General features: G+C 75.1%; 4 protein-coding genes. 1 reads left to right on the top strand and 3 read right to left on the bottom strand.

Features of this window, described 5'->3' with window-relative positions; all coding sequences use genetic code 11:
- Nucleotides 1-2: 2 nt before the first annotated feature.
- From ACZ619_RS27360 to ACZ619_RS27350, 3 genes are read right to left on the bottom strand one after another with little or no spacing between them, the layout of a single operon-like run.
- Nucleotides 3-890: an ABC transporter ATP-binding protein gene (locus tag ACZ619_RS27360; protein ID WP_469604090.1), complete on the bottom strand. Its 888-nt coding sequence runs from the start codon at nucleotides 888-890 to the stop codon at nucleotides 3-5.
- 4 nt (nucleotides 891-894) lie between these two features.
- The gene (locus tag ACZ619_RS27355) at nucleotides 895-1,980 is read right to left on the bottom strand and encodes a FecCD family ABC transporter permease (protein WP_469604087.1); all 1,086 of its coding nucleotides are present in this window, start codon (nucleotides 1,978-1,980) and stop codon (nucleotides 895-897) included.
- On the bottom strand, nucleotides 1,977-2,966 hold the full coding sequence (locus tag ACZ619_RS27350; RefSeq protein WP_469604160.1) for a FecCD family ABC transporter permease: 990 nt from the start codon (nucleotides 2,964-2,966) through the stop codon (nucleotides 1,977-1,979). The genes ACZ619_RS27355 and ACZ619_RS27350 overlap by 4 nt, the downstream gene beginning before the upstream one ends.
- A gap of 233 nt (nucleotides 2,967-3,199) precedes the next feature.
- On the opposite strand from ACZ619_RS27350, the gene ACZ619_RS27345 reads away from it, so the two are divergent.
- Entirely contained in the window at nucleotides 3,200-25,171 is a 21,972-nt protein-coding gene (locus ACZ619_RS27345) for a non-ribosomal peptide synthase/polyketide synthase (RefSeq protein ID WP_469604084.1), read from the top strand.
- Nucleotides 25,172-25,179 lie beyond the last annotated feature (8 nt).

The following is a 25,179-nucleotide window of genomic DNA, read 5'->3' as shown; positions in this document are numbered from 1 at the left end:
CGTCAGTCGACCGACGCCGCGACCGCGTCCTCGGTCCTGCGGGCGTCGCCGTCGTGGTGGTGGCGCCCCAGCGGGATCACCATCGGCGTGCCGCTGACCGGGTCCGGGGTGATCCGGCAGCGCAGGTCGAAGACGTCCTCGACGGTCGCCTCGGTGACCACCTCGGCCGGCGCGCCCTCGGCCACGATCCGGCCGCCCTTCATGGCGATGACGTGATCGGCGTACCGGCAGGCCTGGTTGAGGTCGTGCAGCACCATGACGACCGTGCGGCCCTCGCGCCGGTTGAGGTCCGTGATCAGGTCGAGCACGTCGATCTGGTGGGCGAGGTCGAGATAGGTCGTCGGCTCGTCGAGGAGCAGTACGGGGGTGCCCTGGGCGACGGCCATGGCGATCCACGCGCGCTGCCGCTGGCCGCCGGAGAGCTCGTCCACCGGCCGGTCGGCGAGTTCGGTCAGGCCGGTCGCCGCCAGCGCCGCCCGCACCGCCTCCTCGTCGGCCGCGGACCACTGCCGCCACCAGGTCTGGTGCGGGGACCTGCCCCGGCCCACCAGGTCGCCGACGGTCAGCCCCTCCGGCGCCACCGGGGTCTGCGGCAGGATGCCGAGTTTGCGGGCGAGTTCCCGGGTCGGCAGGGATCCCAGGGCGACGCCGTCCAGTTCCACCACGCCCTGGCGGGGGGCCAGCAGCCGGGCGAGGGCACGCAACAGGGTGGACTTGCCGCAGGCGTTGGCGCCGACGATGGCGGTGATCCGGCCGGTGGGCACGGTGAGGTCGAGGTTCTCCACCACCGGCCTTCCGTCGTAGGCGAGATGCAGGCCGCGGGCCCGCAACTCGACGCCGGTGGAAGACCGCTGGGCGGACGGGGTCGGCCGCGGGTCGGTGGTCGACATCGGATCAGCCTCCAGATCCCGCGCGGTTGGCGCGGACGAGCAGCCACAGCAGGACCGGCGCGCCGAGGGCGCCGGTGACGATCCCGACCGGCAGTTCCGTCCCGGGGACCGCCTCGCGTGCGAGGAGGTCGGAGCCGAGGACGACGAACGCGCCGGTGAGACCGGAGACGAGCGGGGGCGGTGCCGAGGTGCCGGCCAGCCGCAGCGCGATCTGCGGGCAGGCCAGCGCGACGAAGGCCACCGGTCCGGCCGCCGCCGTACCGAAGGCGACCAGCCCCACCCCGGTCAGGAGCAGGGCCAGCCGGACCGGCTGGACGGGCGTGCCGAGTCCGGCGGCCACGTCGTCGCCGAGCTGGAGCGTGCGCATCCAGCGGCCGAGCCCCAGGGTGACCGGCAGCAGTACGGCCAGGGCGACCGCCAGCGCGTCCACCTGGCCCCAGGTGCGGCCGTTGAGGTTGCCGACCAGCCAGCCGAGCGCCTCCTCGGCCTCGAACCGGTTCCCGCGCGCCACCAGGAAGTCGGTGGCGCTGGTGCAGATCCACGAGACGCCGATGCCGACGAGGATGATGCGGTAGCCGGTGGCCCCGCCCTTCCAGGCCAGGCCGTACACCAGCAGCGCGGTCGCCAGCGCGCCGAGAAGGCCCAGCGTGGACAGCCCGAGGCCGCCGGTCCAGCCGAGCACCACGGCCGCGACCACGGCGGTGCCGGCGCCCTCGGTGAGCCCGATCATGTCGGGGCTGGCCAGCGGGTTGCGGGTCATCGTCTGGAACACGGCGCCGGAGACCCCGAACGCGACGCCGACCAGCAGTCCGGTCAGGGCGCGGGGCAGCCGCAGGTCCTGGACGACGAGGACCGTGCCCGGGTCGCCCACGCCGAACAGCGCCCTGACGACCTCGGGCAGGGTCACCGGGTAGTCGCCCAGGGACACGCCCCAGCAGAACAGCGCGAACGTGCCCGCGGCGACGAGCACCCCGGTCAGCAGCAGGCGCGGCCGCAGCATGCCGGAGACCGGCACAACGGCCAGCCGGAACGGCCGGTCGCGCAGCGCGGGCCGGGCGGCGGCGGGGACGGACGGTGCGGGCACGCTCATACCTCCGCGAGCTTGCGGCGGCGGACCAGGGCGATGAAGAACGGGCCGCCGAGGAAGGCGACGAGGACGCCGGCCTGGATCTCGGTGGGCCGGGCCACCATCCGGCCCACGATGTCGGCGGACAGCAGCAGCACCGGTGCCAGCGCGGCGGACAGCGGCAGCAGCCAGCGGTGGTCGGGGCCGATCCCCGCGAACTGGGCGAGCAGCCGGGCGATGTGCGGCACGACCAGGCCGAGGAAGACCACCGGGCCGATGACGGCGACCGAGGCGCCGGTCAGCAGCACGATCGCGGTCACGCCCTGGAGCCTCACCAGGCCCAGCCGCCGGCCGAGGGAGGCGGCCACGTCGTCGCCCAGGGCGAGGCTGTTGAGCGCGGGGGCGCAGGCCAGGGCGAGCACGGCACCGACCGCGAGGAACGGCAGGACGCGCACCAGGTCGCCGGAGTCGTGGTCGGCCAGGGTCCCGGCGGACCAGAAGCGGTAACGGTCCAGCGCGTCCTGGTCGGTGAGGACCACGGCGCTGGTGAGCGACGACAGCAGCGAGGTGACGGCCACTCCGGCGAGGGCGAGCTTCACCGGGGTCGCCCCGGAGCGGCCCAGCCGTCCCAGGAGGAAGACCAGGACGCTCGCGGCGAGCGCCCCGGCGAACGCGAACCACACGTAGCCGTACAGGGATCCGACCCCGAACACCGCGACGGAGACCACGATCGCGAAGGACGCGCCCGCGCTGACCCCGAGGATCCCGGGATCGGCGAGCGGGTTGCGGGTCAGCGCCTGCATCAGCGCGCCCGACATGCCGAGGGCGGCGCCGGTGGTCAGTCCGAGCAGGGTGCGCGGGATGCGGACCGACCAGATCACGTTGTCGACCAGCCGGCTCGGCGGACGGCCGAGGACCGCGCGGACCACCTGGTCGAGCGGGACGCTCAACGCGCCCAGGGCCACGGAGAGCAGGGACAAGAGGACCAGGAGGGCGACGATCACCGTCACCGTCGCCGTGGTGCGAAGCCTTCTGCCTGAAGCCACTTGAGGGTCTCCATGCCGTCGTCCGGGCGGACCGCGAACGGTCCTGATAGCAGGTTAGGTGAGCATAACCTCAGCCGCTGTGACTTGGACCGCTGAAACCGCATGGGCACTGTTGAGTTAGGCAATGCTTACCTTACTATTCGAGCGGTCGCGGCTCCGCCGAGCCGCTACGCACCTATGGGGAGGCACGGGCAGCTGTGTCGGGCAACACGCGTTCTTCCGCACCTTCTTCCGCTGCGACGTCGGCAGCGCGGACGGCACCCAACGAGGCCTACTGGCGGGAACGGTTCGCCGTCCCGGCGCCGGAGACCCCACTGCCGCTGGACCTTCCGCATCCGCAACGACCGCAGGGCGCGCGGCCGCGCGCGGCCGGCGCGGTGCCGCTCGACGTGACGGCCGACGACACCACCCTGCTCGCCGCCTTCGCCGCCCTGCTCCACCGGTACGGCAACAGCGAGGCCCACGACCTGACGGTCGCTCACGAAGGTCTTCCGCTGCGGCTGCTGGTGGCCGGCGAGCGGTCCTTCGCCGAACTGCGCGAACACGTCGGCGCCGTCCGCGCCGAGGCCGCCGCCCACCGGCTGCCCACCGCCGAACTGCCGCGACTGCTCGCCCCCGAACCCGGCCGCGGCGGAACCCTGTTGTGCGCCACCGGCTTCGGCACCGCCCCCTGGGACGAGGGCGGCCCGCTGGACCTGGCGCTGTCCGTGACCGACGGAGAGCTGCGCGCGGACTACGCCGCCGACCTCTTCGAACCCGCCACCGTCGACCGGATCCTCGGCCACTACGCCGCGCTCCTCACCGACGCCCTCGAACGCCCCGGCGCCCCGCTCGCCGCACTCGGGCTCCTCGGCGCCGACGAGCGGCGGTCGATCCTGCACGGCTGGAACGACACCGCGCACGACGTGCCCGCCCGCACCTGGCCGGACATGTTCGCCGACCAGGTCGCCGCCCGCCCCGGCGAGGTGGCCCTCATCCACGAGGACGTCCGCCTCACCTACGCCGAACTCGACGCCCGCGCCTCCCGGTTGGCACACGCCCTGGTGGCCCGCGGCGCCGGACCCGAGCAGGTGGTGGCCCTCGCCGTGCCGCGCTCGGCGGACATGATCGTCGCGGAGGTCGCCGTACTGAAGGCGGGCGCGGCCTACCTGCCGGTCGACACCGACTACCCGGCCGACCGCATCGCCTACATGATCGAGGACGCCCGCCCGGTCTGCCTCGTCACCACCGCCGAGATGCTCCCCGACCTGCCACCGGGCCTGGACCCGCTGGTCCTCGACGACCCGCGGACCGTCGCGGAGCTGGCCGCCCGCCCGGCCCACGCCCCCTCCGCCGCCGACGCGCTGACGGTCGCGCACGCCGCGTACGTCATCTACACCTCCGGCTCAACCGGCCGCCCCAAGGGCGTGGTGCTCTCCCACGCCGGTGTCGCGGGGCTCGTCGCCACCCAGCGCGAACGCTTCGGGATCGGCCCGCACAGCCGGGTCCTGCAGTTCGCCTCGCCCAGCTTCGACGTGGCCTTCTGGGACCTGTGCCTCGGCCTGCTCTCCGGCGGCCGCCTGGTCGTCGTCCCGGCCGACCGCCGGGTGCCCGGCGCACCCCTCGCCGACTACGCGAACGAGCACGGCATCACCTTCATGATCCTGCCGCCCGCCCTGCTGGCCGCCCTGCCCGAGGACGTGCGACTCCCGCCCACGGCCACACTGCTGGCGGGCACCGAACGGGTCTCGCCCGAACTCGTCGGCCGCTACGCACGCGGCCGGATGATGTTCAACGCCTACGGCCCCACCGAGGCCACCACCAACTCCACGCTGGGCCTGTGCGATCCGGACACCCCGGCCGGCACCGTCGTGCCCATCGGCGTCCCCGACCCCGGCACCCGCGCCTACGTCCTCGACGACCGGCTGCGCCCCGTACCCGCCGGTGTGGTGGGGGAGCTGTACCTCGGCGGCGCCGGACTCGCCCGCGGCTACCTCGGCCGGCCCGCGCTGACCGCCGAGCGGTTCGTCGCCGACCCGTTCGGCGCACCCGGCGAACGGCTCTACCGCACCGGCGACCTGGTCCGCTGGAAGTCCGACGGCCGCCTGGAGTTCCACGGCCGCGTCGACAGCCAGATCAAGATCCGCGGCTTCCGGATCGAGCCCGGCGAGATCGAGTCCGTGCTGCGCGCCCACCCCGCCGTCGAGCAGGCCGCCGTCGTGGTCCGCGAGGACCGCCCCGGCGACCGCCGCCTCGCCGCCTACGTCGTGCCCTGCCTGGACGCCGCCGCCGAGGCCGACGAGGCCGTGGCCGACTGGAAGGACCTGCACGAACTCCTCTACTCCGCCGCCGGATCCGACGGCTTCGAGGAGAACTTCGCGGGCTGGAACAGCATGTACGACGGCCTGCCCCTGCCCCTGGCCGACCTGCGCGAGTGGCGCGACGCGACCGTCGCCCGCATCCGTGAACTGGGGCCCCGCCGCGTCCTGGAGATCGGTGTCGGCAGCGGTCTGCTGCTCTCCCGGATCGCCCCCGACTGCACCGAGTACGTCGGCACCGACCTCTCCGAGGAGGCGGTACGCGCCCTGCGCGCCCAGGCCGACGGCGTACCGGAGCTGACCGGGAAGGTCACGCTGCTCGCGCGCCCCGCGCACGGACTGGCCGGCCTCCCCGAAGGCCACTTCGACACGATCGTCGTCAACTCCGTCGCCCAGTACTTCCCGGACGCCGACTACCTCACCGGCGTCCTGCGGTCGGCCGCGCGCCTGCTGGCCCCCGGCGGGGCGCTGTTCGTCGGCGACGTACGCAACCTGCGCCTGCTGCGCACGCTCGCCACCGCCATCGAGGCCGGGCGCGCCGGCGCCGACGACAAGGAGACCCTGCGCGCCGCCGTGGACCGGGCCGTCGCCTGGGAGGGCGAACTCCTCGTCGACCCCGACTACTTCGCGGCCCTGGACGGCTTCACCGCCGACATCCGGATCAAGCGCGGCACCCACCACAACGAACTCACCCGCTACCGGTACGACGTGGTCCTGCGCCCCGTGACGGAGGCCCCCGCGCCCGCCGTGACGGAGGCCCCCGCGCCCGCCGTGACGGACGCCCTCACGCCCGCCGGGACGGAAGCCCTCACGCCCGCCGGGACGGAGGTCGCCTGGTCCGCTCTCGGCACCCCGCGGGTCCTCGGGGAGCGGCTCACCGCCGCCGACCGCCCCGCCCTGCTGCGCGTCACCGGCATCCCCAACGCCCGACTCGCCCCCGATCTGGCCGCGCTCGGCACCCTCGACGACAGCAGCCGCACCGGCGGCCCCGGCGTCGACCCGGAGACCCTGCACGAGACCGCCGCCCGGCACGGCTACCGGGCCGCCCTCACCTGGACCGCCGACGCCGAGGACGGCAGCCTCGACGCGGTGTTCACCCTCGGCGACGACACCGGGCCCGGCCCGCTCTACGTCCCCGGCCGGCCGCACCCGCACGCCAACCGCCCCGCGCCCTTCCGTAACGTCACCGCGCTGATGGCACAACTGCGCGCACACGCGGCCGAGTTCCTGCCCGAGTACATGGTCCCGGCCGCCCTGGTCCCGCTGGAGAGGCTCCCCGTCACCCCCAGCGGAAAGCTCGACTCCGCCGCCCTGCCCGTCCCGGAGTACGCCCTGCTCAGCTCCGGCCGCGCCCCGCGCACCGAACGCGAGCGGCTGCTGTGCGACCTGTACGCCCGCGCCCTGCGGGTGCCCTCGGTGACCGTCGACGACGACTTCTTCGTGCTCGGCGGGGACAGCATCGTCGCCATCCAACTGCTCGTCCTGGCCCGCAGGGCCGGTCTGGAGCTGACCCCGCGCGACGTCTTCCGGCACCGCACCGTCGCCCAGCTCGCCACCGTCGCCCGCACCACGGCCGACGCCGACCGCACCACCGGGACCCCCTGGGACGCGCCGACCCCCGACGAACTCGCCGCGCTCCAGGGCGACGCCCCGCTCACCGTCGCCGAGGTCCTGCCGCTCGGCCCGCTCCAGGAGGGCTTCTCCTTCCACGCCCTGGTCGACGGCGGCGAGCACGACGCCTATGTCGTCCAGCAGGTGGTCGAACTCGCCGGCCCCGTCGACGGCGAGCTGCTCCGGCAGGCCGCCCAGCGGCTGCTGGACCGGCACGCCCCGCTGCGCGCCTGCTTCCGCCGGCTGCCCGACGGCCGGGCTGCCCAGCTCGTCGCCGCCGGGCTCGACGTGCCGTGGCGCGAGGTCGACCTGTCCGCGCAGGAGACCGCCGTCCGCACGGGCCTCGCCGAGGCCGTCGCCGCCGACGAACGCGCCCGCCGCTTCGACCTCGGCCACCCGCCGCTGCTGCGCTGCGCCCTGGTCCGCTTGGACGAGGAGCACAGCCGCCTGGTCCTGACGTTCCATCACATCATCGCCGACGGCTGGTCGCTGCCCGTGCTGCACCGCGAACTCCTCGCGCTGTACGGGACGGAACCCGCACCCCTGCCCGAAGTCGCCCCGTACCGGGACTACCTGGCCCGCATCGCGCGCGCCGACCACGAGGCCGCCCGCGACGCCTGGCGCACCGCCCTGGCCGGCATCGACGAGCCCACCCGCCTGGTCGGGAGCCCGGCCGCCGGACCGGTCGAGCCCGCCCAGATCCGCGTCGAACTCCCCGAGCGCACCACCGCCCGGCTCACCGCCCGCGCCCGCGAGCACGGTGTCACCCTGGGCACGGTCGTCCAGGCCGCCTGGGGCCTGCTGGTCTGCGCGCTCACCGGCCGTCAGGACGTCGTCTTCGGCACCACCGTCTCCGGCCGTGACGCGGCCGTGGACGGCATCGAGTCCATGGTCGGCCTGTTCATCAACACCCTGCCCACCCGGCTGAGCTGGACCCCGGCCGACACCCTCGGCGCCGTCCTGGAACGCCTCCAGCGGCAGCAGAGCGCCCTGCTGGACCACCAGCACCTCGGCCTTGCCGAGATCCAGCGGGCCGCCGGACACACGGGCGGCGGCGAACTCTTCGACACCCTGGTGGTGTTCGAGAACTACCCCGCCGACACGAACCTCACCGACCCCACCGGCACGGTCCGCCTGACCGGGCACGCCTTCCACGACGCCGTGCACTACCCGCTGGCCCTCATCGTCAAGCCCGGCCGCCGGCTCGACCTCCGCCTGAAGCACCACGCGAACCGGATCCCCGGGGCCGCCGCACAGACCCTCGCCGACCGGCTCACCCGGGTCCTGAACGCCCTCGCCGACGACACCGCCCGTCCGGCGGCCACGCTCGACCTCCTCACCGACGCCGAGCGCCGGCACCCCGAGGGCGAGCCTCACGCCGTACCGGCGACGACCCTGCCCGCCGCCGTCGCGGCCCAGACCGCCCGCACCCCCGCCGCCACCGCCGTCGTCTTCGCGGACACCACCCTCACCTACGCCGAACTCGACGCCCGCGCCGAACGGCTCGCCCGCAGGCTGCGCGCCCGGGGCGCCGGACCCGAGCGGTTCGTCGCGGTCGCCGTACCCCGCTCGGCCGAACTGATGGTGGCCCTGCTCGGTGTCCTCAAGTCGGGCGCCGCCTATCTGCCCGTCGACCTCGACTACCCGGCCGACCGCATCGCCCACGTGCTCGCCGACTCCGGCGCCCGGACCGTCGTCACCACGGCCGAGGACGCCGCCCGGCTGCCGGGGGCGGACGGGCTGGACATCCTGCACGTCGAGGAGGGCGACGAGGACGCGGACGAGGGCGCGGACGGCCTCCGGGGCGCACCGCAGGCCGCGCCCGTAGCACTCGGGCCCGACCACCCCGCCTACCTCATCTACACCTCCGGCTCCACCGGCCGCCCCAAGGGCGTCGTCGTCAGCCACCGCGCCATCGGCAACCGGCTCGCCTGGATGCAGGGCGCCTACGGACTCGCCGCCGACGACCGGGTGCTGCAGAAGACCCCGGCCGGTTTCGACGTCAGCGTCTGGGAGTTCTTCTGGCCGCTGTGCGAGGGCGCCGCCGTCGTCCTCGCCGCCCCCGACGGCCACCGCGACCCCGCCTACCTCGCCCGGCTGATCCGCGCCGAGTCCGTCACGACGATGCACTTCGTACCGTCGATGCTGGAGGCGTTCCTGGCCTCCGAGGAGGTCACCGCCGACCCGTCCTGGGCCGCCTCGCTGCGCCGCGTCCTCAGCAGCGGCGAGGCCCTGCCCGGACAGGCGGCCGGCCGCTGGCACGAGCTGACCGGCGTACCGCTGCACAACCTGTACGGCCCGACCGAGGCCGCCGTCGACGTGACCCACCACGCCTACGCGGGCGCCCCCGACACCACCGTGCCCATCGGCCGGCCCGTGTGGAACACCGGCCTGCGCGTCCTCGACGGCTGCCTGCGCCCGGTGCCCGACGGTGTGCCCGGCGAGCTGTACCTGACCGGTGTCCAGCTCGCCCGCGGCTACCACCGGCGGCCCGCGCTCACCGCCGACCGCTTCGTCGCCGACCCCTACGCGACCACGCCCGGCGCCCGCATGTACCGCACCGGTGACCTGGTGCGCCGCCGCCCCGACGGCACCGTCGACTACCTCGGCCGCACCGACCGGCAGGTCAAGCTGCGCGGCAACCGCATCGAACTCGGCGAGATCGAGGCCGCGCTGACCCGGCATCCGGCGGTGGCCCGCGGTGCCGTGGTCGTCCGCGACCAGCGCCTCGTCGCCTACGCGGTACCCGCGTCCGGTGCCGTCGCCGACCCCGCCGGCCTGCGCGCCGCCCTCGCCGGGGCGCTGCCCGCACCCATGGTCCCGGAGGCGTACGTCGTCCTCGCCGACCTGCCGCTCACCCCCAGCGGCAAGCTCGACCAGGCCGCGCTGCCCGCCCCCGACGCCGAACGCGCCGCCCGCCGGGAGCCCGCGGGACCGCTGGAGCGGCGGTTCACCGAGATCTTCGCGGCGGTCCTCGGCATCGAGGACGTCGGCCCGGACGACGACTTCTTCCGGCTCGGCGGCGACAGCATCAGCTCCATCGGCGTCGCCAGCCGGGCCCGCACGGCCGGCCTGGACCTCAGCCCCCGTGACGTGTTCACCCACCGGACCCCCGCCGCCCTCGCCGCCACCACCGGAACCGTCACCCGTGAAGCACCCGCCGCCACGGCCGACTTCACCCTCACCGACGCCGAACTCGCCCGCGTGCACGCCCTCGCCGCCCCCGCGACCGTCGCCGACGTCTGGCCGCTCGCCCCCCTCCAGGAGGGCCTGTTCTTCCACTCGGCCTACGACCAGGGCGCGTTGGACGTCTACACCGTCCACGAGACCTTCGACTTCGCCACCCGCCTGAACGCGGCCCGGCTCCGCGCCGCCGTCCGCACGCTCCTGGACCGCAACCCCGGGCTGCGCGCCGGTTTCACCAGCGAGGGTCTGGACCAGCCCGTGCAGTTCATCGTCGAGGCGCCGGAGATCCCGCTCGACGAGGTCGACCTCTCGCACCTGACGGCCGACGAACAGGACTCCCGGGTAGCTGAGTTGACGCAGGCCGAACGCAACCGCCGGTTCGACCTGTCCGCGCCCCCGCTGTTCCGGCTGCTCCTGCTGCGCCTCGGCGCCGAGCGCGGCGACCGGCTGGTCGTCGGCCGCCATCTGATCCTCTGGGACGGCTGGTCCGCCTGGCTCTTCCTGGACGAACTGTTCGCGCTGTACGAGACCGGCGGCGACGCCACCGCCCTGCCCGCGCCCGGCAGCTACCGCGACTACCTCACCTGGCTGGAGCGCCAGGACGACACGGCCGCCACCGCCGCCTGGCGCACCGCCCTGAGCGGCCTGGACGAGCCCACCCTGCTCGCCCCGACCGCCGCCGACGGCCTCGAACCGGTCATCCCCGACCAGCTCGACGCACGGCTGAGCGCCGAACTCGGCGACCGGCTGCGGGAGACGGGCCGCGTGCACGGCCTCACCCTGAACACCCTCCTCAACGCCGCCTGGGGCCTCACCCTCGCCTCCGCCACCGGCCGCCCGGACGTCGTGTTCGGCACCACGGTCGCCGGCCGGCCCAGCGAGGTCCCCGACGTCGAGCACATCATCGGCCTCTTCCTCAACACCGTCCCCACCCGGATCGCCTTCGACCCCGCCGAGCCCGTCCTCGCACTGCTCCGCCGCATCCAGGGCGAACGCCTCGACCTGATGCCGTACGAGCACCTCAGCCTCGGCGTGCTCCAGGCCGAGACCGGCCACCGCAAGCTCTTCGACACCCTGTTCGTGCTGCGCAACAACGACACCGAGGACCGCCTCGCCGAGCTGCACACCCGGCACGGCGCGCGGGCCGTCGCCAACGTCGACGCCACCCACTACCCGGCCAACCTCGTGGTCACCCCCGGCCACCGGATCGCGGTCACCCTCACCCACCGCCCCGACCTGGTCCCGGCGGACCGCGCACAGGCGCTCCTGGACCGCTTCACCCTGCTCCTGGACCGCCTCACCACCGACCTCACGGCCCCCGTCGGCGCCCTGGACCCGCTGCTGCCCGCCGAGCACACGGCCCTGCGCGCGGAGTGGGCGGCGAGCCGGGTCCCAGGACCCGAGGACACCGTCGCCGACCTGCTCGCCGCGCAGGCGGGCCGCACCCCGGACGCCCGCGCCCTGGTCTTCGGCGAGCGCACGCTGACCTACGCCGAACTCGACGCGGCCGTGAACCGCACGGCCCGGCTGCTCATCGAGCGCGGCGCCGGCCCCGAGCGGGTCGTCGCCCTCGGCCTGCCGCGCTCCCTGGACATGGTGGTCGCCCTCTTCGCGGTGCTGCGCACCGGCGCCGCCTACCTCCCGCTGGAGCTGGACCACCCGGCCGACCGGCTCTCCCTGATGCTCGCCGACGCCCGCCCGCTGCTGCTGCTCACCAACGCGGCCGTCTCCGCCACCCTGGACGCCGGCACGGCCCGCGTCCTGCTCGACGACCCGGCGGTCGCCGCGGAACTGGCCGCCCTGCCGGACACCCCCGTCCGCCGCCGCTTCAGCCTCGAACACCCCGCCTACGTCATCTACACCTCCGGCTCCACCGGCCGCCCCAAGGGCGTCGTCACCCCCTACCGGGGCCTGACCAACATGCAGCTCAACCACCAGAAGGAGATCTTCGAACCGGCCATCGCCGCCGCCGGCGGACGGCGGCTGCGCATCGCGCACACCGTCTCCTTCGCCTTCGACATGTCGTGGGAAGAGCTGCTCTGGCTCGTCGAGGGCCACGAAGTGCACGTCTGCGACGAGGAGTTGCGCCGCGACGCCGAGGCCCTGGTCGCCTACTGCGAACAGCACCGCGTCGACGTCGTCAACGTCACCCCCACCTACGCCCGGCTCCTCATCGAACAGGGCCTGCTGGAGGGCCACGTCCCGCCGCTCGTGCTGCTCGGCGGCGAGGCCGTCCCCGAGACCGTCTGGACCGCCCTGCGCGACACCGACGGCACCTACGGCTACAACCTGTACGGGCCGACCGAGTACACCATCAACACCCTCGGCGGCGGCACCCTCGACTCCGCCACCCCCACCGTCGGCCGGCCCATCCGCGGCACCCGCGCCCACATCCTCGACACCTGGCTGCGCCCGGTGCCCGACGGGGTCCCCGGCGAGCTGTACATCGCGGGCATCGGACTGGCCCGCGGCTACCTCGACCGGCCCGGGCTGACCGCCGAGCGGTTCGTCGCCGACCCGTTCGGCGAACCCGGCGAGCGCATGTACCGCACCGGCGACCTGGTCCGCCGGGGCCCCGACGGGAACCTCGACTTCCTCGGCCGCACCGACGACCAGGTCAAGATCCGCGGCTACCGCATCGAACCCGGCGAGATCGAGACCGCCCTCAGCCGCCACCCGCTGGTCTCCCAGGCCGCCGTCGTCGTCCGCGAGGAACGCCTCGTCGGCTACGTCGTGCCCGCCGGCGCCGAACCCGCCGACCGCACCGCCGCCGAGGCCGCCCAGGTGGGGGAGTGGCAGGAGATCTACTCCGACGAGTACGAGGAGATCGGCACCGCCGTCTTCACCGAGCAGTACGACGGCTGGGACAGCTCCTACGACGGCCTGCCCATCCCCTTCGAGCAGATGCACGACTGGCGCGAGGCCACCCTCGACCGCATCCGCTCCCTGGAGCCGCGCCGCGTCCTGGAGATCGGCGTCGGCTCCGGCCTGCTGCTGTCCCGGCTCGCCCCGGACACCCAGGAGTACTGGGCGACCGACTTCGCCGCCCCCGTCATCCGCAAGATCGGCGCCGAACTGCGCGCCCGGGACGCGGAGCTGGCGGCCAGGGTCGAACTGCGCTGCCGTCCCGCCGACGACCTGACCGGACTGCCCGCAGGCCACTTCGACACGATCGTCGTCAACTCCGTCATCCAGTACTTCCCGAGCATCGACTACCTCACCGCCGTCATCGACGGCGCCATGGAGCTGCTCGCGCCTGGCGGCGCCCTGTTCGTGGGAGACGTGCGCAACCTGCGGCTAGCCCGCACCTTCCACACCGAGATCCAGCGCGCCCGGGGCACGGCGGAGACCGAACTGGCGGGCGCGGTCGAGCGAGGCCTGCGCCTGGAGAAGGAACTCCTCGTCGACCCGGACTACTTCACCACCCTCGGCTACGGCGTCGACCTGCGCACCAAGCGCGGCCGCCACCACAACGAGCTGACCCGGCACCGCTACGACGTCGTCCTGTACGCGGGAGATCCCGAGGTCCGCCTGGACGACGCCCCGACGGTCGCGTGGGGCACGGCCCACACCGTGGGCGAACTCGCGCGCGGCGGCCTGACGTCCGGAGCCGTCGGACAGCTCCTGCGCGACGCCGGTGAGCTGATCGCCCGCGTCGGCGAACGCCCGCACAACGGCGGGCCCGCCGCCCTGCGCGTCACCGGGATCCCCGACGGCCGCGTCCGCGAGGACGGCATCGACCCGGAGACCCTGCACGCGCTCGGCGCCGACGCCGGACACCGGGTCCTGACCACCTGGTCGCCCAAGACCGGGACGTACGACGCCGTGTTCCTGGCCGGCGAACACCGCCTCACCGGCGGCCTGTTCCGCCCCGGCGGCGGCACCGCCCCGTACGCCAACGACCCCACCGCCGCCCGCGAGACCAGCGCCCTGGTCCGGCGGCTGCGGGCGGACCTCGGCCGCGAACTGCCCGAGTACATGGTCCCGGCCGCCTTCGTCACCGTCGACGGCCTGCCCATGAACGCCAACGGCAAGCTCGACGTCCGCGCCCTGCCCGAGGCCGAACCCGCCGTCGCCCTCGGCGGCGGACGCGGCCCGCGCACCCCGCGCGAAGAGGTGCTGTGCCGGCTGTTCGCTGAGGTCCTCGGGCTGCCCGAGGCCGGCGCCGAGGACAACTTCTTCGATCTCGGCGGACACTCCCTGCTCGCCACCCGGCTGGTCAGCCGCGCCCGCACCGAACTCGGTGCCGAACTCGCCATCCGCGACCTCTTCGAGGCCCCCACCCCCGCCCGGCTCGCCGCCCGGGTCGGCGAGGCCGGTCCGGCCCGGCCGCCCGTCACCCCGGTGACCGACCGGCCCGACCGCATCCCGCTCGCCCCGGCCCAGCGCCGCCTGCTGCTCGTCGAGCAGATCACCGGCAGCGGCGTCGCCTACAACTTCCCGCTGGTCCTCCGGCTGCGCGGCGACCTCGACACCGAGGCCCTGCGGGCCGCCCTGCGGGACGTGGCGGGCCGCCACGAGGCGCTGCGCACCGTGTTCCCGTCCCACGAGGGTGAGCCGTACCAGCGGATCGTCCCGGCCGGCCAGGCGGATCCGGTCCTCACCGTCACCGAGGCCACCGAGGACGCGCTGCCCGCGCTGATCGAGGCCGCCCAGCGCCGCCCCTTCGACCTCAGCACCGAACTCCCGCTGCGCTGCGAGGTGTTCCGGCTCGCCGCCGACGACCACGTGGTGGCCGTGGTACTGCACCACATCACCACCGACGAGTGGTCCGACCGGCCCTTCCTCGCCGACCTCGACACCGCCTACGCGGCCCGCCGCACGGGCGCGGCCCCCGCCTGGGCACCGCTGCCCGTGCAGTACGCCGACTACACCCTGTGGCAGCGGGACCTGCTCGCCGCCTCGGGCGAGGCCCAGCTCGCCCACTGGAGAGAGGCCCTGCGCGGGCTGCCGGACGAACTGGCGCTGCCCGCCGACCGGCCGCGCCCGGCCGAGCCGACCGGACGCGGCGGCAAGGTCCGCCTGGAACTGCCCGCCGACACCGGCCAGGCCCTGCGCGACCTCACCGCCTCCACCGGCACCAGCATGTTCATGCTGTTCCAGGCCGCCACCGCCGCCCTGCTGCACCGGCTCGGCGCGGGCGACGACATCCCGCTGGGCGCCCCCATCGCGGGCCGCACCGACGAGGCGCTCGGCGACCTGGTGGGCTTCTTCGTCAACACCCTGGTCCTGCGCACGGACCTGTCCGGCGCCGAGCTGACCTTCCGCGAACTCCTCGCCCGGGTACGGGAGTCGTCACTGTCCGCCTTCGCGTACCAGGACCTGCCCTTCGACCGGGTGGTGGAGGCCCTCAACCCGCCCCGGGCGGCCGGCCGCAACCCGCTCTTCCAGGTCATGCTCGGCTACCACCACCGGCCCGACGGCGACCCCGACGTGCTGGGCCTGGCCACCGAGTGGTTCGACATGGACACCGGCATGGCCAAGTTCGACCTGCACTTCACCTACGTCGACGAGTCCGACCGCGTGGTCCTGCTCCTGGAGTACGCCACCGACCTCTTCGACGCCTCCACCGCCGTACGGCTGGCGGCCCGCGCGGTCCGGCTCCTGGACCGCGTCGCCGCCGAACCGGGCCTGCCGATCCGCGACCTCGACGTCCTGGACGAGGACGAGCGGGACCGCGTCCTCACCCGCTGGAACGCCACCGAGCACCCCGTCCCGCCCACCACCCTGCCCGAGCTGTTCCGCGCCCAGGCCGCCCGCACCCCCGACGCCACCGCCCTCCTCTGCGAGGAACGGCGGCTCACCTACGCCGAGCTGGACGCCCGGGTCGAGCACACCGCCCGTGTCCTGGCGGGCCTGGGCGCCGGCCCGGAGCGCACCGTCGCCGTCGCCCTGCCCCGCTCGGTGGACCTCGTCGTCGCCCTGCTCGCCGCGCACCGCGCCGGAGCCGCCTATCTGCCGCTGGACCCCGACTACCCCGCCGACCGGCTCGCCCTCATGGTCGAGGACGCCCGCCCGGTCTGCGTGATCCGCGACGCCCTGCCCACCGGCCCGGAGGCCGCCCTCCCCGCGACCTACGACCCCCGCCACCCCGCCTACGTCATCTACACCTCGGGTTCCACGGGCCGCCCGAAGGGCGTCGTCGTCCCGCACGAGGGCATCGTCAACCGCCTGCTGTGGATGCAGGACGCGTACGGGCTCACGGCCGAGGACCGGGTGCTGCAGAAGACCCCGTCCAGCTTCGACGTGTCGGTGTGGGAGTTCTTCTGGCCGCTGATCACCGGCGCCGGCCTGGTCCTCGCCCGGCCCGAGGGCCACCGCGACCCCGCCTACCTGGCCGCGCTGATCCGCGAACAGAACGTCACCACCGTCCACTTCGTACCCTCCATGCTCCAGCTCTTCCTGGAGGAGCCGGCCGCCGCCCACTGCACCGGCCTGCGCCGCGTGCTGTGCAGCGGGGAGGCGCTGCCGGCCCCGCTCACCCGCCGCTTCCACGAGGTCCTCGGCGCCGGACTGCACAACCTGTACGGCCCCACCGAGGCCTCCGTCGACGTCACCGCCACCGAGATCGGCCCCGACGCGACGGACGTGCCCATCGGCCGCCCGGTCTGGAACACCCGCCTGTACGTCCTGGACGCCGGGCTGCGCCCGGTGCCGCCCGGCGTCCCCGGCGAGCTGTACCTGGCCGGCGGCCAGCTGGCCCGCGGCTACCTGGACCGGCCCGGACTGACCGCCGAGCGGTTCGTCGCCGACCCCCACGGCCCGGCGGGCAGCCGCATGTACCGCACCGGCGACCTGGCCCGCTGGACGGCGGACGGCGAACTGGAGTACCTGGGCCGCACCGACGACCAGGTCAAGGTGCGCGGCTTCCGCGTCGAGCCCGGCGAGATCGAGGCCGTGCTCGCCGCCCACCAGGCCGTCGCCCACGCCACCGTCGCCGTCCGCGACCAGACCCTCGTGGCCTACGTCGTCCCCGCCACGGGACCGGTGGTGGACGCGACCGCACTGCGCGCCCACGCCGCCGCCGCGCTCCCCGCCCACATGGTCCCGGCCGCCTACGTCACCCTCGACGCGCTGCCGCTCACCCCCAACGGCAAGCTCGACCGCAAGGCCCTGCCCGCCCCCGAGTACACCGCCGCCACCGACGACGGCACCCCGCCCCGCGGCCCCCGCGAGGAGATCCTCGCCGCCCTGTTCGCCGACGTCCTCGGGCTCGAACGGATCGGCGCGGACGACGACTTCTTCGCCCTTGGCGGACACTCGCTGCTCGCCATGCGCCTGGCCAGCCGCGTCCGCACCGCGCTCGGCACCGACCTGACCGTCCGCGCGGTCTTCGAGGCCCCGACGGTGGCCCTGCTCGCCCCCCGCACCGGCACCGCCGCCGCGACCCGGCCCGGGCCGGCCACCCCGCGCCCGCGCCCCGGCCTGCTCCCGCTGTCCTCCGCGCAGCGCCGGCTCTGGCTGCTCGCCCAGGTCGACGGCGCGAGCACCGCCTACAACCTCCCCTCCGCCTGGCGGCTCACCGGAGCCCTCGACCGGGCCGCCCTCCAGGCCGCCCTGAACGACGTGGCCGCCCGGCACACCCCCCTGCGGACCGTCTTCCCTGCCGTCGACGGAGTCCCGCACCAGCACGTCCTGGACCCGGCGCACAGCCACGTGCCGCTGGAGACCGCCGCCGTCGAGGACCTCACCCGGCAGGCCGGTCACGTCTTCGACCTGGAACGCGAACTCCCCATCCGGGCCACCCTGTTCGAGACCGGCGCCGACGAGCACGTCCTGCTGCTCCTGCTGCACCACATCGCCACCGACGAGTGGTCCGACCGGCCCTTCCTCGCCGACCTCTCCACCGCCTACGCGGCCCGCAGCACGGGCCGGTCCCCCGACTGGGCCCCGCTGCCCACGGGTTACACCGACTACACGCTCTGGCAGCGCGACCTGCTGGCCGCGACCGAACCCGCCCTTCTCGCCCACTGGACCGAGACCCTGCGCGGCCTACCCGCCGAGCTCGACCTGCCCACCGACCGGCCGCGCCCCGCCGAGCCCACCGGCCGCGGCTCCACCACCGGCTTCGCCGTCCCGCCCGCCCTGGCCGGCGCCCTGCGGGGTCTCGCCCGCGAGCACGGCGTCAGCATGTTCATGGTGGCCCAGGCCGCCGTCGCCGCCCTGCTGCACCGGCTCGGCGCCGGCGACGACATCCCGCTCGGCGCCCCGGTCTCCGGCCGCACCGACGAATCCCTCGAAGACCTGGTCGGCTTCTTCGTCAACTCCCTGGTCCTGCGCACCGACCTGACCGGCGACCCCACCTTCGCCGAACTCCTCGCCCGGGTCCGGGACACCGACCTCGCCGCCTACGAACACCAGGACCTGCCCTTCGAGCGGCTGGTGGAGGCCCTCAACCCCGAACGCTCCCTCGCCCGGCACCCGTTGTTCCAGGTGATGGTCGTCCACCTCGCGGGACAGGGCGACGCACCCGTGCTGCCCGGCCTCGCCGTCCGCCGCGAGACCGTCGGCCAGGACAGCGCCAAGTTCGACCTCAGCTTCGACTTCGTGGAGCGCGGCGAGCACATCGACGGCTGGATCGAGTACAGCGCCGACCTCTTCGACGAGCACACCGCCGAACTCCTCGCCCGACGCCTGGAGTCACTGCTCGCGCAGGTCGCCGCCGACCCCGGCCGGCGCGTCGGCACCCTCGACGTCCTGCGCGAGGAGGAACGCGCCCTCGTCCTCGGCGCCTGGAACGACACCGCAGGGCCCGTCCCCGACCTCACCCTCCCCGAGCTGTTCCGCGCCCAGGCGGCCCGCACGCCCGGGGCCACGGCCCTCGTCTTCGAGGGAGCCGCGCTCAGCTACGCCGAACTCGACCTGCGGGTGGAGCGGCTCGCCCACACCCTGGCCGCGCACGGCGCCCGGGCCGAGACGACGGTCGCCGTGGCCCTCCCGCGCTCCGTCGCCCTCGTCGTCACCCTGCTCGCCGTGCACCGCGCGGGCGCCGCCTACCTGCCCCTCGACACCGGCCACCCCGCCGAGCGGCTCGCCTACACGCTCACGGACGCCGGACCCGTCTGCCTGGTCACCACCGACGGCGTCACCCTCCCGGACACCGCCGTACCCCGCCTCACGGTGACCGCCGACGGCACCCCCGAGCACCCCGCCGACGCCCCGCTGCCCACCTCCTACGACCCCCGCCACCCCGCCTACGTCATCTACACCTCCGGATCCACCGGCCGCCCCAAGGGGGTCACCGTCCCCCACCAGGGCATCGCCAACCGGCTGCTGTGGATGCAGGACACCTACCGGCTCACCGCCGAGGACCGGGTGCTCCAGAAGACCCCGGCGGGCTTCGACGTGTCGGTGTGGGAGTTCTTCTGGCCGCTGACCACCGGCGCCACCCTGGTCGTGGCCCGCCCGGAAGGCCACCAGGACCCCGCCTACCTGGCCGCCCTGATCCGCCGCGAGCACATCACCACCGCCCACTTCGTGCCGTCGATGCTGCGCGCCTTCCTCGACGAGCCCACCGCCGCCGACTGCACCGGCCTGCGCCAGGTGATGTGCAGCGGCGAGGCGCTGCCCGCGCCGCTCGCCGCCCGCTGCCGCCAGGTCCTGCCGGGCAGCCGCCTGCACAACCTGTACGGACCCACCGAGGCCTCCGTCGACGTCACCGCCCACGAGGTTCCCGCCGACCCGGCCGTCGTGCCGATCGGCCGCCCGGTCCGCAACACCCGCACCCATGTCCTGGACGCCGCACTGCGCCCGGTGCCGCCCGGCGTGGCCGGCGAACTCTACCTGGCCGGTGTCCAGTTGGCCCGCGGCTACCTGGGCCGCCCCGGGCTCACCGCCGAGCGGTTCGTCGCCGACCCGTACGGCCCCGCGGGCAGCCGCATGTACCGCACCGGCGACCTGGCCCGCTGGACGGCGGACGGCGAACTGGAGTACCTGGGCCGCACCGACGACCAGGTCAAGCTGCGCGGCTTCCGCATCGAACCGGGCGAGGTCGAGGCCGTCCTCACCGCCCACCCGTCCGTCGCCCACGCCACCGTCCTCGTCCGTGACGAACGGCTCGTGGCCTACGCCGTCCCGGCCCCCGGCGCGAGCGTCGACACCGCGGCCCTGCGCGCCCACGCCGCCACCGCCCTGCCCGAGCACATGGTCCCGGCCGCCGTCCTCACCCTCGACACCCTCCCGCTCACCCCCAACGGCAAGCTGGACCGCCGGGCCCTGCCCGCCCCCGACTTCGCCGCCGAGGTCACCGACACCCGGCCGCGCACCCCGCTGGAGGAGACCCTCGGCGCCCTGGTGGCCGAGGTGCTCGGCCTGGAACGGGTCGGTGCGAGCGACGACTTCTTCGCCCTCGGCGGGGACAGCATCGTCGCCATGCAACTGGTCGCCAGGGCCCGCGCCGCCGGGCTGGCGTTCAGCCCGCGCGACGTCTTCCGCCACAAGTCGGTCGCCGCACTCGCCGCCGTGACCACGGCGGCCACCACCGAGGAGCGGGGCGAGGACACGGCCCTGCTCGACCTCACCGACGCCGAGCGCGCCGAACTCGCCGCCCTGCCCGCCGGCACCGACGTCCTGCCCGTCTCCCCGCTCCAGGCCGGACTCCTCTTCCACGCGGCCCTGGACTCCGGCGACGACGGCCCGGACGTCTACACCGTCCAGGTCTCCTACGACCTGGAGGGCGCCCTGGACGCCGACCGGATGCGGGCCGCCGCCCAGGACCTGCTCGACGCCCACGAGAACCTGCGCAGCGGCTTCCGCCACCTGTCCTCGGGGCGGCCCGTGGCCGTCGTACCGCGTACCGCCGTACTGCCCTGGAGGCAGCTCGACCTGACCGGGGAACCCGGGGAGTGGACCCGGCTGCTGGAGCAGGAGCGGCGCCGCTTCGACCCCGAACACCCCCCGCTGCTCAGGGTGTTGCTGGCCAGGGTCGCCGACGGCCGCCACCGGCTGGTCCTCTCCCACCAGCACCTGCTGCTCGACGGCTGGTCGCTGCCCCTGCTCACCGCCGAGCTGTGGGCCCGCTACGAGGGCCGCACCCCGGCCCCGCTCGCCCCCTACCGCGCCCATCTGCGGCTGCTGGCCGCCCAGGACCCGGCCATCGCCCGCGCCGCCTGGACCGAGGCGCTCGCGGGTCTCGCCGAGCCCACCCGGCTCGCGCCCGCCGACCCCGACCGGGCCGCCACCGTCCCGCACACCCACACCGTGGAACTGGACGCCGAGCGCACCGCGGAACTGGAGGCGTTCGCCCGCCGCCGGGGCGTCACCGTCAACACCCTCGTACAGGCGGCCTGGGGCGTCCTGCTCGGCCGCCTCACCGGCCGCGAGGACGTGGTGTTCGGCGCCACCGTCGCCGGCCGCTCACCCGAACTGCCCGGCTCCGAGGCGATGATCGGCCTGTTCATCAACACGCTCCCGGTCCGGGTGCGCGTCCGCCCCGGGGAGAGCACGGCCGCCCTGCTGGAGCGGCTCCAGGACGAGCAGTCCCGGCTCATCGCCCACCAGCACCTCGGCCTCGCCGACATCCAGCGCGCCGCCGGACTCGGTGAACTCTTCGACACCCTCGTGGTGTTCGAGTCCTACCCGGTGGCCGAGCCCGACGAGGAGACCGGCGATGCGCCGCGCGTCACCGTCCGCGACCACGCCGACTCCACGCACTACCCGCTCGCCTGGGCCGTCGAACCCGCCGAACGGCTCCGGGTGACCGCCGAGTTCCGCCCCGACCTGTTCGAACCGGCCGCCGTACGGCGGATCACGGACGCCCTGACCGGTCTGCTCACCGGCATGGCCGCCGACCCGGACCGGCCCGTCGGCCGCCTCGACCTGCTCGGCTCCGAGGACCGGTACACCGTCCTGGAGACCTGGAACGACACCGCCCTCCCGGCCGCCGAACGCCTCGGCACGGTACCGGCGCTGTTCGCGGCCCAGGCCGCCGCCACCCCGGACGCGATCGCCGTCACCGACGGCCGCACCACCTGGACCTTCGCCGAACTCGACGCCCGAAGCACCGAGTTGGCGCGCACCCTGGCCGGGTACGGCGCCGCCCCCGAACGGCTGGTGGCCCTCGCGCTGCCCCGCACCGCCGACCACATCGCCGCGATCCTCGCCGTGATGAAGGCGGGCGCCGCCTATCTGCCCCTCGACCCCGACCTGCCCGCCGGCCGCCTCACCGCCATGCTCGCCGACGCCCGCCCGGTGCTGGTCCTCGCCACGGGCGACACCGCCACCGGCCTGCCCGCCGGCGACACCCCCGTCCTCCTCCTCGACGCCCCCGCCCACGGCCTGCCGCAGGCCGACCCCGTCGCCCCCGGCCCCGACCACCCCGCCTACGTCATCTACACCTCCGGCTCCACCGGCCGCCCCAAGGGCGTCGTCGTCACCCAGCGCGGCGTCGCCAACCTCTTCCACAGCCACCGCCACGACCTGCACGACCTCGCCAAGGACCGCACCGGCCGCCGCCACCTGCGCGTCGCCCACGCCTGGTCGTTCTCCTTCGACGCCTCCTGGCAGCCGCAGCTGTGGCTGCTCGACGGCCACGCCCTGCACATCGCCGACGACGACACCCGCCGCGACCCCGAACTCCTCGCCGCCTTCGTCCGCGACCGTGACATCGACTTCATCGAGGTCACCCCGTCCCTGCTGGCCCGCATGGCGGACAGCGGACTCGTCGGCCCCGACGGCGACTGCCCGCTCACCCTGGTCGGCTTCGGCGGCGAGGCCGTCCCCGACTCGCTGTGGCAGCGGCTCGCCGCCCTCCCCGGCACCGAGGGGGTCAACCTGTACGGCCCCACCGAGGCCACCGTCGACGCCCTCGTCGGACGGGTCCGCGACAGCGCCCGCCCGGTCGTCGGACGCCCCGTCCACCACTCCCGCGCCTACGTCCTGGACACCGCCCTGCGCCCGGTCCCGCCCGGCGTCACCGGCGAGCTGTACCTGTCCGGCCCGGGCCTGGCCCGCGGCTACCTGGACCGGCCGGACCTCACCGCCGAACGGTTCGTCGCCGACCCCTTCGGGATGCCGGGGGAGCGGATGTACCGCACCGGGGACCTGGCCCGCTGGACCGAGGACGGCCTCCTGGAGTTCGCCGGACGCACCGACGACCAGGTCAAGATCCGCGGCTACCGGGTCGAACTCGCCGAGATCGAGGCGGCGCTCGACACCCATCCGGCGGTCGCCCAGAGCGTCGTCGTGGCCCGCGAACACCGCCCGGGAATCAGGCAGTTGATCGCGTACACCGTCGCCCAGGACACCGACGGCCAGAGCGCCGACGGCCAGGAACTGCGGGCGCATGCCGCGGCCGCCCTGCCCGACTACATGGTCCCGGCCGCCGTCGTCGTCCTGGAGAGGCTGCCGCTGCTGTCCAACGGCAAGCTGGACCGGGCCGCCCTGCCCGCCCCCGACTTCACCGCCTCCGGCGGCGGCCGGGCCCCCGAGAACGACACCGAGCGGACCCTGCGCGACCTGTTCGCCGACACCCTCGGCCTGCCCGCCGAGGCGATCGGCACGGACGACGACTTCTTCGCCTTCGGCGGCGACAGCATCGTCGCCATGCAGCTCGTCGCCCGTGCCCGCTCCGGCGGCCTGCGGATCACGCCCCGACAGGTCCTCCAGCACCGCACCGTCGCCGCCCTGGCAGCCGTCGCCGTGACCCTGGGCGCGGGGGAGCGGCACACCGCCCACGACGACGGCACCGGAACCGTCCCCCTCACCCCGATCATGCGCGCCCTGCTCGACCGCGGCGGCCCGCTCGACGCCTACCACCAGGCGGCCCTCCTGCGCACCCCGGCCGACCTGACCGAACCCGGCCTGCTGGACGTGCTCGGCGCCCTCGCCGGACGGCACGACATGCTCCGCGCCCGGCTCGTGCGCGAACCGGAGCCCACCCTGTGGGTTCCGGCCGCACAGGACACCGACGTACGCGCCTGGCTCACCCGGGTCGACGTACGGGACGCCGACGATTCCGCACTGCGAGCCGCCGTCACCCGGCACGGTGCGACCGCCCTGCGCCAACTCGCCCCGGAGGAAGGGGCGATGGTACGGGCGGTCTGGTTCGACGCCGGACCCGACCACCCCGGGCGGCTGCTGCTCCTCGTCCACCACTTGGTGGTCGACGGCGTCTCCTGGCGCGTGCTGCTCCCCGACCTGGCCGGCGCCTGGGCCGCCGCCCGAGGCGGCCGAGCCCCCGAACCGGCGCCGGTGGAGCTGTCGTTCGCCCGCTGGTCGCGGCTGCTCGGCACCCGCGCCGGCGACCCGGCCACCGAGGACGAGCTGCCCTGGTGGACCGACGTCCTCGCACCCGGCGCCGAACTGCCCCTGCCCCGGCCCCTCGACCCCGCGCGGGACACGGTCGCCACCACCCGCTACCTCTCCCTCACCCTGCCCGCCGACATCACCGGCCCCCTGCTGAGCCGCGCCCCGGCCGCCTTCGGAGCGAGCGTCAACGACGTCCTGCTCACCGCGTTCGCCATGGCCGTCGGCGACTGGCGGGCCGCCCGCAGCGAGCAGGGCGCGGCGGCCGGCGGGCCCGTCCTGGTCGACCTGGAGGGCCATGGCCGCGAGGAGGACCTCGCGGGCGCCGCCGACCTGTCCCGTACGGTCGGCTGGTTCACCAGCGTCGTCCCGGTCAGGCTCGACCCGGGCACGGCCGACGCCCTCGCCGGCGGCCCCGCCCTCGACGCGGCCGTGGCCCGGATCCGCGACCACCTCACCGCCCTGCCCGCGGCCGGCATCGGCCACGGCCTGCTGCGCCACCTGAACCCCGGGACCGGCCCCCGTCTCGCCGAACTCGCCCAGCCGCAGATCGAGTTCAACTACATGGGCCGCTTCGGCCGCCCGGAGGCCGCGGACTGGTCCTACGCCCCGGAGGAGGACGCCGCCGACCTCGACGCCGACCCGGGCATGCCGATGTCCCACGCGCTCACGCTCAACGCCCTCACCGAGGACCGGCCCGCGGGCCCGGAGCTCAGCGCCCACTGGGCGTACGCGGCCGGACTTCTCACCGAGGACGCGGTCCGGGAACTGGCCGACACCTGGTTCCGGGCGCTGACCGCGCTGGTGCGCCGCGCGGACGAACTGAACTGACCCCCGGA

It is taken from the genome of Streptomyces sp. NPDC104367 (assembly GCF_055583825.1).
This window is presented reverse-complemented; position numbering and strand designations above follow the sequence as displayed.